The organism is Comamonas sp. GW821-FHT11H03, from assembly GCF_058807955.1.
In genome coordinates, this window is the sequence record NZ_JBXARF010000015.1 from 15,724 (window position 1) to 28,457 (window position 12,734).

The following is a 12,734-nucleotide window of genomic DNA, read 5'->3' on the forward strand; positions in this document are numbered from 1 at the left end:
ATAACGAAATTCAATGAATCCAGATAAGGAGTGGCTGCGTATTCCTTTCAGCCGGCATTTTTCGGCTTGAACATTAAGGAGCATCCATGTTCTCGATTCAATCTGCACGTAAGTTGGCCTCGTTCAGCCTGGCTATCTCTATGTCTGCTGTATCCGTCTCGGCAATGGCTAATGTGATGGTAGGTGGAGCCCCCATGCTGCCCTCCAAGGACATCATCGACAACGCAGTCAATTCCAAGGATCACACTACGCTGGTCGCTGCGGTCAAAGCTGCTGGCCTCGTCGATACGCTTAAGAGCCCCGGTCCATTTACCGTCTTTGCGCCCACCAATGCCGCATTTGATGCTCTTCCCGCTGGTACCGTTGATACATTGCTCAAGCCTGAAAACAAAGAGACGCTGACAAACATCCTCACATACCACGTCGTCCTGGGTAAGTTGGACGCCACAGCACTCAGCAAGATGATCAAGGACGGCAAAGGCAAGGCCATGATCAAAACAGTCAGTGGCGGCACCCTGACGGCCAAGGCCAGCGGAAAGAAAATCATGCTGGCAGGTGAAAAAGGCGGCACGGCCACAGTGACCATTCCTAACGTCTATCAATCCAATGGCGTGATTCACGTGATCGACAAGGTATTGCTTCCCAAATAAGCAAACCTGCAGTTAGAGGTTCTAAACAAGCCTCAGCTGAAATATGGAACGTCCCTTGAAATCGACCGCAACACCACTGGAGTGATGATTGCGGCCGATGGGACGGAAATGCCTTTGGTCGAAGTCTATTGAGGGAGCGCGCAGCATTGACTCCTCTTCTGTCACGCTCCTTCACACAGGAGGCCTTAGATAGAGATTTGAACGTTTTACGATCCAGCTCTTGTTGCTTGCGGCGTCATCTCGTACTCAACTATGCTGCGTAGCAGTAGCTAAGGCGCAGTCCCATCAATCGGACGAGCCTTATTCACATCGAGAGGTTGAGACTTATGCAGCTGAGTTGGGCCGGTGTCGATCATTGGGTAGTCTCCTTAGGCTGCGGTCTGCTTATCGGTCTCGTTAGCGAGCGTCGCGGGAGTGAACAAGAAAGTATCGCTGGAACTCGTACCCATGCCATAGCAGCGTTGCTTGGCTGCGCGGCCTGGTGGTTAGGCGTGCTGCCCTTTGCCGTCGTACTTCTGTTGGTCGGTGCACTGACCGTTGCGGCCTACTGGCACTCAGCCTCTAAAGACCCAGGCTTGACCAGTGAAGTGACTCTACTTTTCTCATTAACTCTGGGTGCCCTATCGCACAAGAGTCCTACCTTGACTGCAGCTCTGGGCATCCTTTGCGCATTACTGGTGCATTCCAAAGGCCCCATACAACGCTGGAGTCGTGAGTTACTCAGAGAGAATGAATTGAGGGATGGCCTTCTGCTGGGCGCTGCGGCGCTGGTCGTGATGCCACTTCTGCCGCAAGCACCTGTAGATCCATGGGGCGTACTAAGCCTCGCAGCCCTTTGGAAAGTGGTTGTGCTGTTCATGGCTGTGGGTATGCTGGGCCACATACTTACTCGAGTGCTGGGCCCGCACTGGGGCCTACCTGTGACCGGATTCTTTTCTGGATTTGTGTCATCTACTGCGGCTATAGCCAGCCTTGGCAACTTGGCCAAGGCAGACGAACATCAGCAAGCACAAGCCTTCGGCAGCGCAATGCTGGCTCAGTTGGCCTCGCTATGCCTATTCATAGCGATTCTCTCGACAACATCCATAGCTCTGATGCTATCTATGGCACTCCCTCTACTCGTTGCAGCTCTCTGCCTTGTGTTGGCTGCAGCCACAGGATTGCTGAATCGACAAAAAACTGCCACGCAAACTGAATTTGAGACCGAACGGGTATTTAAGCTTTCAACTGCATTGCTGATTGCCGGAACCATTGCGCTGATGTTAGTTTTAGGCGCCTGGCTCCAACATGTCGTTGGCAGCACTGGCGTACTGGTCGCGGCGGCATTTGCAGCTTTGGCCGAACTGCATGCCGCTGCTGCTAGCTTAGGGCAGCTTTTTGCGTCAGGTAGTTTGCCCCTGTCCACCGCTCAGTGGGGGTTGGTTGTGATTCTTGCTTCTAGCGCAATCGCCAAATCCGTACTGGCGTTCGCCGTCGGGGGAGCCAAATATGGAGCACGAGTCAGTCTGGGACTAGCCTCTATGGTGACAGGAGCAGGTCTGTCACTGCTATGGATTGGCTAATACGGACTGCTCATCAGCGATGTGGTGCGTGATGATTGCGGTCGATAGGACGGAATTGCCTTTGGTCGAAGGCTATTGAGGAAGCAGCAAGCTCATTGCCCGGAGCAGGCCAGTAGGCTTAGAAAGCAGAGATGCGCTCGCCCAGGATCACGGCGTACTCGCGCATTACGTCGAACTGGCGGCGCATGCGGGACTGCTCATCGCTCCCCAGTTGGCGAAACAGGGCATTGCGCTGAATGAACTCGTCCAGCTTGGTGATGCGGACGTCCGCTCTTGCTTTTCATCCAGCACGCGCTGATGGGGGGCCGAGACCGTGCAGCCCACCACACCCCAGCACCGGCCAGGCAGGCATTGACGCTCGGCACCCAGGCACTGACAAGTCTCGTATACGTTCTTGATAGCGAGATAGGCGTTGTAGGGCACCATCGCGCCAGCGCCGAAATGCTCCTTGGCCGCGCCGGTCTGCACCGGGTAGTCGGCGGCAGGCACCAGATAGACAAACAGGCCTTTGCCGTTCCAGCCCGTACGCTACAGGCTCTTGCCCAGCGTCAATTCCTTGATGGCGTCACTGAAATTCATTGAGGGTTCTCCTTGGTCTGAGGGATCACTGGCCACGCTGTGCGGCAGGTTGCTGCATCAGCTGCGTAGCCAAGGCTTTGCAGGCTGCGGCAAACTCCTTGGACCGGAAGACTGCACCGTTGTCAGTCAGCAGGCGTTTTACGCGGCACGCCCATCCTTCAAGAAGCTGCCCTGCAGTGCAAGGAGATGGCCATCAAGACTGGCTGGCGCGAGGTTCAACTCCAGTAAATAAAGAAGGTAGTCGCCTAAGTAGGCGCAACTAAAAAACATGCACAAAAGAAAAAAGCTCACGCTTTTGGCGTGAGCCTTCTTCCTACAAATCAAAGAAGTTTATTTGCGTGGACGGGCCAAAGCCACACCCAGAGCGCGACCACCCAATGGCTGGTCGTTCAGTTGCTCGATGGCTTTTTGCGCCTGCTCTGCGGTGCTCATTTCAACAAAGCCAAAGCCGCGCGAACGGCCGGTTTCGCGATCCATGATGATGTCAGCGGCGACGACATCGCCGCAGCCGCCGAAATGTGCACGAAGAGCATCAGCGTCAATCGTGTAGCTGAGATTGGTCACATAGAGATTGGATTGCATAGTGTTCTTTCAAAGTTTGCTCAGGCATTGATGCAATGAGCGGACAAGAGGTTGAGAGGAGTTAGCGGCGCTTGAAGGCCGGCTTGGCCCCAGGAGCAGCGCCAGTACGTGGAGCAAGATGGCGAAAAGTCACTCGTCCTTTGTTCAGGTCGTAGGGCGACATTTCAACGGTCACTTTGTCGCCAGCCAGAACGCGAATACGGTGCTTGCGCATCTTTCCGCCGCTGTATGCGATGAGCTGATGGCCGTTCTCCAGAGTCACGCGAAATCGCGCGTCCGGCAGCACTTCATCAACTCGTCCTGACATCTCGATTAGTTCTTCTTTTGCCAAAGTAGCTCCTGTGAGTGAAGGATTCAGCCGCTCAATTCAGACTGCGGTTCAGCACCATGTTGCGCCCCTCGGTCAGGGCATAGTCAGAGGCGAGCGACTCGTTAGAAAACTGAGGGACAAATCGAATGACGCGGTCATAAGCGCCGCGGCGAATGGAAACGGCAGCCAGGAATTGGCCGCTGGTGCTCGGCTGTGGCAGAGGTGTGACCACGTAGCGGCCAATCTGCTCTGTAATGTTTTTATGCAGCATGAAAACGGACGGCCGCACGCATGATTACGCAGACCGTCAAATGAGATAGGGAAGGCCCACTGTGAATGCAGGGGGCAACGCAGATCCATAAGGATGTTCAGGATCTGGGGAGTTCGCCTAGAGGGGAGTGACCACCGCGTACTTTGCTAGAAGAGCGGCTACCTGCGGCCAAGGGGCGGCAATGGTGTCAGACAAGCACTGTTGGGGCGAACGGCCTAAACAGCGAGTGAAACCAGTATAGGCCAAGTGAAAGACCTTTGGTTTACAACATTCAACGTCAACTGCGGGGCGGTGCTTGAGCCGTATTCCCCTGCTCTTTCGAACACGAAATCGATAGACCTGTCCGCAGTAACGCGGTACCGTGGGACGAACTGTTCGGAAATTTACTGAGGGCCTTAGCAATGAGCAAAACTACAAAGTCCGCTGTCCACCATACCGTGGAAGCCAAGCGATGGGAGCTCAGTCGGGAAAAAGAACGCATCACCTATCCCGCCGACCATGCCGGCCCCATCCAGATGGACTGGCGCAAGCGCGAGAACTACTCTGCCACCGACCTCAACTATCGAGGCCGAAACAAGACCTAGAAGTCCTTCCACTCCATTGCCATTGCCCGCCTTCGTGCGGGCTTTTTTGTAAAGAGCACCGATATGACAAATACCAATACCAACAAGCATTGCGGAAGCTGCGGCGCGCCCAACTTTCAAGAAGGCCAGGGATAAGTACTGCCTTGCGGCCATTGACTACCAACACTCCAGCCTGCCGCCACGAGCTTTTCTAATTCTCTGGAGCTGAGACTCGTCTCCCTACTGCGGGACAACCTGGACTTGGCTCAGGTCCACACCCTGCGATTGAGCCTTGTCCAGCAATCGCCTAAATTGCTGCTCAGGGATGCTCTTGCTTCGGGAAAGCAGCCAGAAGTAGTCGAGGCTGTTGCCAATCACCAAAGACGTCTGATACTGATCATCCAGACTCACCACGTGGTAGCCACCGTAGAACGGACCGAAGAAAGACACCTTGAGCGCCGCGACGCTGGGATCGCTCAAGAATCGCGCCTTCCTGAGGTTGAAAGCGTCATTCAACCATCCACCAACCAGCCCGCCTTGAAGAGCGGGCTTTTTGCTTTCTGGAGCCATGAAGCCGGCGTACTACAACGAAATAGACCCGTTGCCGGACCAGACGCTGCGCAATCTCATTGCAGCCAGGCACATAGCGCCCGGTGACGTTGACGAAAAGAGCATTGAAGATGCGCACGGCAACGCTTGTAGTCATAGCCCTTGTCGGCGTGCAGCTTCGATGGTCTTTTGCGAGGGCATGTTCACGCAAGCGAGTCAGCATGGCTTGGTACAACTGCTCCCAGACACCAGCGGCATTCCAGTCGCGCAGGCGCCGCCAGCAAGTCATGCCGCTGCCATCCTCAAGGCCTGCCACCCCGACGAAAGGCCCATGCTCCAATTTTGGTTCGAGACGAGCCTGTGCCCAGGCGAGCTGCAAGCGTTGCAGTGGAGCTACATCGATTGGGAGCGAGCCATTGCCTGGATAGAGCTCAATCAGGTCGCTGGCGTGATCAAAGGGCCCAAGACAGCCGCCGGCATCCGTGATGTGGAGCTGTCCGCCGAGGCACTCGCTGCGCTGCGAGCCCAGCGCCCTATTTCCGAGCTCAAGGGAGAGCGCATCTGGCTCAACCCTCGCACGGGCGAGCCATGGAGCACCGACGCCCAGATCCGCAAGACGCTCTGGCAGCCGGTCTGCAAGCGAGCCGAGGTGGAGTACCGCAACCCGTACCAAGTCCGCCACACCTATGCCTCGGCCCTGCTGACGGCCGGCGCCAATCCCTGGTACGTGGCCAGCCAGCTGGGGCATGAGGATGTGGAGATGGTTTTCCGCACATACGGCAAGTTCATCAGGGACGACTACCAGAAGCCCAAGCCTGAATTTCGCATTGTGGGAGAAAAATGATCGGTGCGATTTCGGTGCGATTTCGGTGCGATTTCGGTGCGATTTCGGTGCGATTTCGGTGCGAAATCGGTGCGATTTGGTGGACACCACAGGACACCAAAAGGCAAAGAAAAACCGCCACACACTAGGCTTTCCAGTGTGTGGCGGTGTCTTGAATGGTGGAGCTGGCGGGAATTGAACCCGCGTCCGTAAGCCTTCGCCGGACAGATCTACATGTTTAGTGCTCTGTTTTAAATCTCGCCACCCAAACCCCGCAGGCACACGCTGCTTGGGTAGCCAGCTTCCTAAAATCTCGCCAAATACCAAGAAGCCCGGTATCCAGCCAGCTAATGTAAATTCCCTTGCAGCCGGGAGGTATTGCTACCCCCTTGCCCAGCCCACTAGCGTGCTGTTGCAAGGCTCACCGGATTAAGCGGCGAGTGCGAAACGTTCGTCGTTTGCAGTTAGTTTTTTGAATGGAGATTTACGAGCATCACTCAAGCTCGACATGCACCGCACCGGTCCCGAACCCACGTCGAAACCAGGACAGCCCCTTAGTTGCCTATTCTAGCCTCATCCCAGCAACTTCAACAACTCAAGTGGTGAATTGATATGTGCATCAGCACCCCAATGAACCGTATCTGCTGCCGCACCCAGGTAGCCATAGCGTGCAGCTACCGTTTTCATACCCGCTGCTGCACCCGCCTGAATATCGCGCTCGTCATCTCCGACATAAATGCAATGCTCGGGAGCAATCTGCATGCGTCGTGCGGCTTCAAACAGAGGTTCGGGGTGAGGCTTGGCATGCGGCGTCGTATCCCCGCTCACCACAGCTGCAGCCTGAGCAAACAAGGGCATTTGCCGTGTCAACGGGTCAGTGAAGCGCATGGACTTGTTGGTCACCACGCCCCATAGAAGCGGGCCGGCTTCCAATGCCCGGATCAACTCAGGCACGCCATCAAAAGCATAGGTACGCTCGGTCATGCATTGCTCGTAGTTGCGAAAGAACTCCTCCCGCATTTCTTCGAAGCCGGCAGACTCAGGTGTCATACCGAACGCAATACCCAGCATTCCACGCGCCCCAGCCCCGGCCATATGGCGGTAGGCATGGAGCGGCAGCGACGGCATGCCGCGATCCACACGCATTTTGTCCGCTGCAGCACCCAGATCAGGAGCGCTGTCAATCAAAGTGCCATCCAGATCAAAAAGAACGGCTCTAACGTGCTTCCACATGGCCTTCACTCCTGCGGGCGGCGTGTTGCCAGCATGTAATTGACCGAGGTGTCATTGCTGAGCCAATAGCGGCCCGAGATCGGGTTGTGCTCCATGCCTTTGCTGCCTTGCACATCCAGGCCGGCTTCGCGCGCAAAGCGAGCCAACTCGCTTGGGCGCAGCAACTTGGCGTACTCATGAGTCCCTTTAGGAATCATCTTGAGCATGTATTCGGCAGCCACGATCGCCAGTGCAAAAGCCTTGGCATTGCGATTGATGGTGGAAAAAAACACCCAGCCACCAGGCTTGACCAGCTGGGCACATGCCCGCACGATGGACGACGGATCGGGCACATGCTCCAGCATTTCCATACAGGTCACCACATCAAAACTGGCCGGCTGCTCCTGCGCCAGCTGCTCGACGCTGACCTCATGGTATTGAATATTGGGCGTTCCCGCCTCCAGAGCATGCAACTGCGCGACGCGCAAAGCCTTGGTTGCCAGATCGATACCCACCACCTTGGCCCCTTTGCGCGCCATGGAGTCCGCCAAAATGCCTCCGCCACAGCCCACATCCAGAACACGCTGGTTCGCCAATGGCGCCTGGGCGTTGATCCAGTCCAGTCTCAGAGGGTTGATCTGATGCAGTGGCTTGAATTCACTCTCGGGATCCCACCAGCGATGGGCCAGGCTGGAGAATTTTTCCAGTTCTGCCGGGTCGGCATTGATAGTGTTGCTCATGATGCAATTGTCCGCGATTACCGCAATGGATCAGGCATAAAAAAAGCCCCGTTACCGGGGCTTTTTGTGTAGCAATCGAAAGATTACTGAGCAGCCTTGGTGCCCACAACTTCGATTTCCACGCGACGGTTTTGAGCGCGACCAGCAGCAGTCTTGTTGTCTGCCACGGGTTGCTTCTTGCCCTTGCCTTCGGTGTACACGCGGCTCTTTTCGATGCCCTTGGACACCAGATAAGCCTTCACAGCTTCAGCGCGACGCACCGACAGCTTCTGGTTGTAAGCATCGGAGCCGATGGAGTCAGTGTGACCCACGGCGATGATGACTTCCAGGTTGATGTCCTTGATCTTGCCGGTCAGGTCATCCAGCTTAGCCTTGCCTGCGGGCTTCAGCACGGACTTGTCGAAGTCGAAGAAAGCGTCAGCAGAGTAGGTAACCTTAGATGCCACTGCAGGCTGGGGAGCCACAGGAGCGGGAGGCACAGCGGCGGGAGCGGGAGCAGCAACCTGGGCCTTCAGAGCACCGTCGCAATCAACAGCGGCAGTAGCAGGAGTCCAGTTGGCATCGCGCCAGCACAGTTCGTTCGTGCCGTTCTTCCACACCAGTTCGCTGGTGCCGTTTTGCCAGTTGTCGATAGTCTTGCCACCGTCAGCAGCCTTCACTTGTGCGCCAGCGGCTGTCACGAGGGCAGCAGAGGCAAACAACATCGCCACTTTGTTCAGTTTCTTCATGGTTCTCCTCTTGGGGAAAAAGCCGCAGCAGGGCTGCGAATCTGTGGACGTCATCAGTGACCATCACCAAAAACGTTGAAATGATTGTGCCATACGTAACATGCAAGAGTGTTGTCAACTAGGCACCAACAAGTAGGACAGCTATGTAATTCCTCAGTTATGTTGCTCTGCTGCCACACGGCATTCGACCTAAAATGGCTGTTTTCCAGCCGTCAAAGTATCACTAGACATGACCCAGTTTGCTAAAGAAACTCTGCCCATCAGCCTTGAAGAGGAGATGCGTCGCAGTTATCTCGATTACGCCATGAGCGTGATCGTGGGCCGGGCGCTTCCTGATGCGCGTGATGGCCTCAAGCCCGTGCACCGCCGCGTTCTGTACGCCATGCACGAACTCAATAACGACTGGAACCGTCCTTACAAGAAGTCGGCGCGTATCGTCGGTGACGTGATCGGTAAATACCACCCTCACGGCGACAGCGCGGTCTACGACACCATCGTGCGTATGGCGCAGGACTTCTCGCTGCGCCACATGCTGGTTGATGGTCAGGGCAACTTCGGCTCGGTGGACGGCGACAGCGCCGCCGCCATGCGTTACACGGAAATCCGACTCTCCAAGATCGCCCATGAAATGCTGGGCGACATCGACAAGGAGACCGTGGACTTCGGCCCTAACTACGACGGCTCCGAGAGCGAACCACTGGTGCTGCCAAGCCGCCTGCCCAACCTGCTGGTCAACGGCTCCTCGGGTATTGCCGTGGGTATGGCCACGAATATCCCGCCGCACAACCTCAATGAGGTAGTGGACGGCTGCCTGCATTTGCTGCACAACCCCGAAGCCTCCATCGACGAACTGATGGAGATCATTCCTGCGCCCGACTTCCCCACGGCCGGCATCATCTACGGCATCAACGGCGTCAAGGAAGGCTATCGCACCGGCCGTGGCCGCGTGGTGATGCGTGCCAAGTGCCACTTCGAGGACATCGACAAGGGCCAGCGCCAGTCCATCATCGTTGACGAGCTGCCCTACCAGGTCAACAAGAAGACGCTGCAGGAGCGCATGGCCGAGTTGGTGCACGAGAAGAAGATCGAGGGCATCAGCCATATCCAGGACGAGTCGGACAAGTCCGGCATGCGCCTGGTGATCGAATTGAAGCGCGGCGAAGTGCCCGAGGTGGTGCTCAACAACCTCTACAAGCTGACCCAGCTGCAAGACACCTTCGGCATGAACATGGTGGCGCTGGTCAACGGCCAGCCCAAGCTGTGCAACCTGAAGGATCTGATCCAGGTCTTCCTGGAGCACCGCCGCGAAGTGGTGACCCGCCGCACCGTGTTTGAGCTGCGCAAGGCGCGCGACCGCGGCCATGTGCTGGAAGGTCTGGCCGTCGCACTGGCCAATATCGACGACTTCATCGCCATCATCCGCAACGCTCCCACACCTCCCGTGGCCAAGGCCGCGCTGATGGAAAAATCCTGGGACAGCACGCTGGTGCGCGAGATGCTCACCCGCACGCGCACCGATGGCGGCGTGGTCAATGCCGACGACTATCGCCCCGAGGGCCTGGAAGTCGAATTCGGCATGCAGCAAAACGGCCAGTACCGCCTGTCCGAAACCCAGGCCCAGGAAATTTTGCAGATGCGTCTGCAACGCCTGACGGGCCTTGAGCAAGACAAGATCGTGGCCGAGTACAAGGACGTCATGTCGGTCATCGAAGACCTGCTGGACATCCTGGCCAAGCCCGAGCGCGTCTCCATCATCATTGGTGAAGAACTCAACGCCGTGAAGGCCGAGTTCGGTCAGTCCAAGAAGGGCGAGCGTCGCTCCACCGTGGAGTACAGCGCGCAAGACCTGTCCACCGAAGATCTGATCACGCCCACCGACATGGTGGTGACGCTCTCGCATACCGGCTACATCAAGAGCCAGCCCCTGTCCGAGTACCGCTCGCAAAAGCGCGGCGGCCGCGGCAAGCAGGCCACGGCCACCAAAGAAGACGACTGGATCGACCAGCTCTTCATTGCCAACACGCACGACTACCTGCTGTGCTTCTCCAACCGTGGCCGCATGTACTGGCTCAAGGTCTGGGAAGTGCCCTCGGGCTCGCGCGGTTCGCGTGGTCGCCCCATCGTCAACATGTTCCCGCTGCAGGACGGCGAGAAGATCAACGTGGTGCTGCCGCTCACGGGCGAAAACCGCAGCTTCCCCGAAGATCACTTCGTCTTCATGGCCACCAGCATGGGCACCGTCAAGAAGACGGCGCTGACCGAGTTCAGCAACCCGCGCAAGGCCGGCATCATTGCCGTGGGCCTGGACGAAGGCGACTACCTGATCGGCGCCGCGCTGACCGACGGCAAGCATGATGTGATGCTGTTCAGCGACGGCGGCAAGGCCGTGCGCTTTGACGAGAACGATGTGCGCCCCATGGGCCGCAATGCGCGCGGCGTGCGCGGCATGAACATCGAGGAGCATCAGAACGTGATCGCCATGCTGGTTGCCGAGGCCGATGACGGCACGGGCAATGTGGTGGCGGGTTCGCAAAGCGTGCTGACCGCCACCGAAAACGGCTACGGCAAGCGCACGGCCATCAGCGAATACACGCGCCACGGCCGCGGCACCAAGGGCATGATTGCGATTCAGCAATCCGAGCGCAACGGCAAGGTCGTGGCCGCCACCCTGGTGGCGCCCGAGGATGAGATCATGCTGATTACCGACACCGGCGTGCTGGTGCGTACCCGGGTGGCGGAAATCCGCGAGCTGGGCCGCGCCACGCAGGGCGTGACGCTGATCAATCTGGACGAAGGCGCCAAGCTCATCGGCCTGCAGCGCATCGTGGAAAATGATGCCAATGACGGTGCCGGCGAGGACGGCGAAGCCGATGACTCCGGCAGCGCCGGCGCCGAAGGCACAGCCGAGTCCGGCGACGCCTCCTGATCGACCAGCCCCAGGCTGACCCGGTCCGCACCGGATGCCACGGGCATGGCCCCATGCCCGTGGCCCAATTTTTGATCGCTGAAAGCGCAGGCTAGACAAGCGCTTTCACATGTTTTGAGCGTAAATCTGATGAACCGCCCTTTTAACTTCTCCGCAGGCCCCGCCGCCATCCCTGAAGAAGTGCTGCAGACCGCAGCCGCCGAAATGCTGGACTGGCACGGATCCGGCATGGGGGTGATGGAAATGAGCCACCGCGGCAAGGAATTCATCAGCATCTACGAAGCCGCCGAAGCCGATCTGCGCGAGCTGCTGGCCGTGCCCGCCCACTTCAAGATCCTGTTCATGCAGGGCGGCGGCATTGCCGAAAACGCCATCGTGCCCATGAACCTGTCGCGCGCCGGCGTGGTGGACTTTGTGGTCACCGGCAGCTGGAGCCAGAAGTCGGCCAAGGAAGCCGCCAAGTACGCCAGCGATGCCAATGTGGCCGCCAGCGCCAAGGACAGCAACTACACCACGATTCCCGCTGCCAGCAGCTGGAATCTGAGCCGCGGCGCCAGCTATGTGCACATCTGCAGCAACGAGACCATTCACGGCGTGGAGTTCCATGAGCTGCCCGACCTCCAGGCCCTGGGCTCGGATGCACCGCTGGTCATCGACTTTTCCTCGCACGTGGCCTCGCGCTCCATCGACTGGAGCCGCGTGGGCCTGGCCTTTGGCGGCGCGCAAAAGAACATCGGCCCCGCAGGCCTGACCATCGTCATCGTGCGCGAAGACCTGCTGGGCCATGCCCTGCCCGTCTGCCCCTCGGCGTTTGATTACAAAACCGTGGCCGACAACGGCAGCATGTACAACACGCCTCCCACCTGGGGCATCTACATGGCCGGCCTGACCTTCCAGTGGCTCAAGCGCCAGACCGAAGGCAATCTGAGCGGCGTGGCAGCCATGGAAGCGCGCAACATCGCCAAGGCCAAGCTGTTCTATGACTATGTGGACCAGTCCTCGTTCTATGTGAACAAGGTGGCCGCGAACTGCCGCTCGCGCATGAACATTCCGTTCTTCCTTCATGATGAGTCGCGCAACGACGCCTTCCTGGCCGGCGCCAAGCAAGCCGGCCTGCTGCAGCTCAAGGGCCACAAGTCCGTGGGCGGCATGCGTGCCAGCATCTACAACGCCATGCCCATCGAAGGCGTGCAGGCGCTGGTCGACTACATGCGGGACTTCGAGCAACGTCAGGCCTGA

13 protein-coding genes, 1 other RNA gene and 2 pseudogenes are annotated in these 12,734 nt (G+C 57.9%); 6 read left to right on the forward strand and 10 right to left on the reverse strand.

The genetic code is table 11. The annotated features are described in order from the left end of the window. The first annotated feature begins 86 nt into the window (after positions 1-86). Together AC1RTQ_RS23360 and AC1RTQ_RS23365 are read left to right on the forward strand one after the other, a co-directional pair. Positions 87-650, forward strand: coding sequence for a fasciclin domain-containing protein (locus AC1RTQ_RS23360; protein WP_492879267.1), 564 nt, complete (start codon positions 87-89; stop codon positions 648-650). A 326-nt stretch (positions 651-976) separates the two neighbouring features. Continuing rightward, on the forward strand, positions 977-2,212 hold the full coding sequence (locus AC1RTQ_RS23365) for an MgtC/SapB family protein (protein WP_492879269.1): 1,236 nt from the start codon (positions 977-979) through the stop codon (positions 2,210-2,212). 118 nt (positions 2,213-2,330) lie between these two features. On the opposite strand, the gene AC1RTQ_RS23370 is transcribed toward AC1RTQ_RS23365, so the two are convergent. The 4 genes from AC1RTQ_RS23370 to AC1RTQ_RS23385 form a co-directional block, all read right to left on the reverse strand. Continuing rightward, a complete protein-coding gene (locus AC1RTQ_RS23370; protein WP_492879312.1) occupies positions 2,331-2,471 on the reverse strand; it encodes a crAss001_48 related protein in 141 nt (46 codons plus the stop codon). 650 nt (positions 2,472-3,121) lie between these two features. After that, positions 3,122-3,373 (reverse strand): RNA recognition motif domain-containing protein, encoded by a 252-nt coding sequence (locus AC1RTQ_RS23375; protein ID WP_304351881.1) that lies wholly within the window; start codon positions 3,371-3,373, stop codon positions 3,122-3,124. A gap of 61 nt (positions 3,374-3,434) precedes the next feature. Continuing rightward, positions 3,435-3,704, reverse strand: a complete 270-nt coding sequence (gene infA / locus AC1RTQ_RS23380; protein WP_302091579.1) for a translation initiation factor IF-1 — start codon at positions 3,702-3,704, stop codon at positions 3,435-3,437. A gap of 31 nt (positions 3,705-3,735) precedes the next feature. Further along, a complete protein-coding gene (locus tag AC1RTQ_RS23385; protein ID WP_302091580.1) occupies positions 3,736-3,954 on the reverse strand; it encodes a hypothetical protein in 219 nt (72 codons plus the stop codon). A 401-nt stretch (positions 3,955-4,355) separates the two neighbouring features. Between AC1RTQ_RS23385 and AC1RTQ_RS23390 the strand changes: the two genes are divergently transcribed. Beyond that, the gene (locus AC1RTQ_RS23390; RefSeq protein WP_302091581.1) at positions 4,356-4,538 is read left to right on the forward strand and encodes a hypothetical protein; all 183 of its coding nucleotides are present in this window, start codon (positions 4,356-4,358) and stop codon (positions 4,536-4,538) included. Positions 4,539-4,757: 219 nt separating this feature from the next. Here the strand turns inward: AC1RTQ_RS23390 and AC1RTQ_RS23395 are convergent. Both AC1RTQ_RS23395 and AC1RTQ_RS23400 read right to left on the reverse strand, forming a co-directional pair. Next, positions 4,758-5,009 (reverse strand): annotated as a pseudogene (locus AC1RTQ_RS23395) (lipocalin family protein); the annotation flags it as partial. 262 nt (positions 5,010-5,271) lie between these two features. After that, positions 5,272-5,364, reverse strand: a pseudogene (locus tag AC1RTQ_RS23400) (IS5/IS1182 family transposase); the annotation flags it as partial. A gap of 33 nt (positions 5,365-5,397) precedes the next feature. On the opposite strand from AC1RTQ_RS23400, the gene AC1RTQ_RS23405 reads away from it, so the two are divergent. After that, the gene (locus AC1RTQ_RS23405) at positions 5,398-5,910 is read left to right on the forward strand and encodes a site-specific integrase (RefSeq protein ID WP_492879272.1); all 513 of its coding nucleotides are present in this window, start codon (positions 5,398-5,400) and stop codon (positions 5,908-5,910) included. A 156-nt stretch (positions 5,911-6,066) separates the two neighbouring features. Here AC1RTQ_RS23405 and ssrA read toward each other — a convergent pair. The 4 genes from ssrA to ompA form a co-directional block, all read right to left on the reverse strand. Continuing rightward, positions 6,067-6,443: a transfer-messenger RNA gene (ssrA, locus tag AC1RTQ_RS23410) on the reverse strand. A gap of 19 nt (positions 6,444-6,462) precedes the next feature. Continuing rightward, a complete protein-coding gene (locus AC1RTQ_RS23415) occupies positions 6,463-7,122 on the reverse strand; it encodes an HAD-IA family hydrolase (protein WP_492879274.1) in 660 nt (219 codons plus the stop codon). Between the two features lie 5 nt (positions 7,123-7,127). Beyond that, positions 7,128-7,841, reverse strand: a complete 714-nt coding sequence (gene ubiG / locus AC1RTQ_RS23420; RefSeq protein ID WP_302091595.1) for a bifunctional 2-polyprenyl-6-hydroxyphenol methylase/3-demethylubiquinol 3-O-methyltransferase UbiG — start codon at positions 7,839-7,841, stop codon at positions 7,128-7,130. An 83-nt stretch (positions 7,842-7,924) separates the two neighbouring features. After that, positions 7,925-8,569: an outer membrane protein OmpA gene (gene ompA / locus AC1RTQ_RS23425; protein ID WP_492879276.1), complete on the reverse strand. Its 645-nt coding sequence runs from the start codon at positions 8,567-8,569 to the stop codon at positions 7,925-7,927. Positions 8,570-8,798: 229 nt separating this feature from the next. Here ompA and gyrA point away from each other — a divergent pair, with 229 nt between their 5' ends. Continuing rightward, positions 8,799-11,495 (forward strand): DNA gyrase subunit A, encoded by a 2,697-nt coding sequence (gene gyrA / locus AC1RTQ_RS23430; RefSeq protein ID WP_492879278.1) that lies wholly within the window; start codon positions 8,799-8,801, stop codon positions 11,493-11,495. Positions 11,496-11,624: 129 nt separating this feature from the next. Next, complete coding sequence (serC, locus tag AC1RTQ_RS23435; protein ID WP_492879280.1) at positions 11,625-12,734, forward strand: 3-phosphoserine/phosphohydroxythreonine transaminase; 1,110 nt, start codon at positions 11,625-11,627, stop codon at positions 12,732-12,734.

What these genes read in the sequence shown, in the direction of transcription:
- AC1RTQ_RS23360 (WP_492879267.1), top strand. Translation starts at nt 87, where the DNA reads ATGTTCTCGATTCAATCTGCACGTAAGTTGGCCTCGTTCAGCCTGGCT.
- AC1RTQ_RS23365 (WP_492879269.1), top strand. Translation starts at nt 977, where the DNA reads ATGCAGCTGAGTTGGGCCGGTGTCGATCATTGGGTAGTCTCCTTAGGC.
- AC1RTQ_RS23375 (WP_304351881.1), bottom strand. Translation starts at nt 3,373, where the DNA reads ATGCAATCCAATCTCTATGTGACCAATCTCAGCTACACGATTGACGCT.
- AC1RTQ_RS23385 (WP_302091580.1), bottom strand. Translation starts at nt 3,954, where the DNA reads ATGCTGCATAAAAACATTACAGAGCAGATTGGCCGCTACGTGGTCACA.
- AC1RTQ_RS23390 (WP_302091581.1), top strand. Translation starts at nt 4,356, where the DNA reads ATGAGCAAAACTACAAAGTCCGCTGTCCACCATACCGTGGAAGCCAAG.
- AC1RTQ_RS23405 (WP_492879272.1), top strand. Translation starts at nt 5,398, where the DNA reads ATGCTCCAATTTTGGTTCGAGACGAGCCTGTGCCCAGGCGAGCTGCAA.
- AC1RTQ_RS23415 (WP_492879274.1), bottom strand. Translation starts at nt 7,122, where the DNA reads ATGTGGAAGCACGTTAGAGCCGTTCTTTTTGATCTGGATGGCACTTTG.
- ubiG (WP_302091595.1), bottom strand. Translation starts at nt 7,841, where the DNA reads ATGAGCAACACTATCAATGCCGACCCGGCAGAACTGGAAAAATTCTCC.
- ompA (WP_492879276.1), bottom strand. Translation starts at nt 8,569, where the DNA reads ATGAAGAAACTGAACAAAGTGGCGATGTTGTTTGCCTCTGCTGCCCTC.
- gyrA (WP_492879278.1), top strand. Translation starts at nt 8,799, where the DNA reads ATGACCCAGTTTGCTAAAGAAACTCTGCCCATCAGCCTTGAAGAGGAG.
- serC (WP_492879280.1), top strand. Translation starts at nt 11,625, where the DNA reads ATGAACCGCCCTTTTAACTTCTCCGCAGGCCCCGCCGCCATCCCTGAA.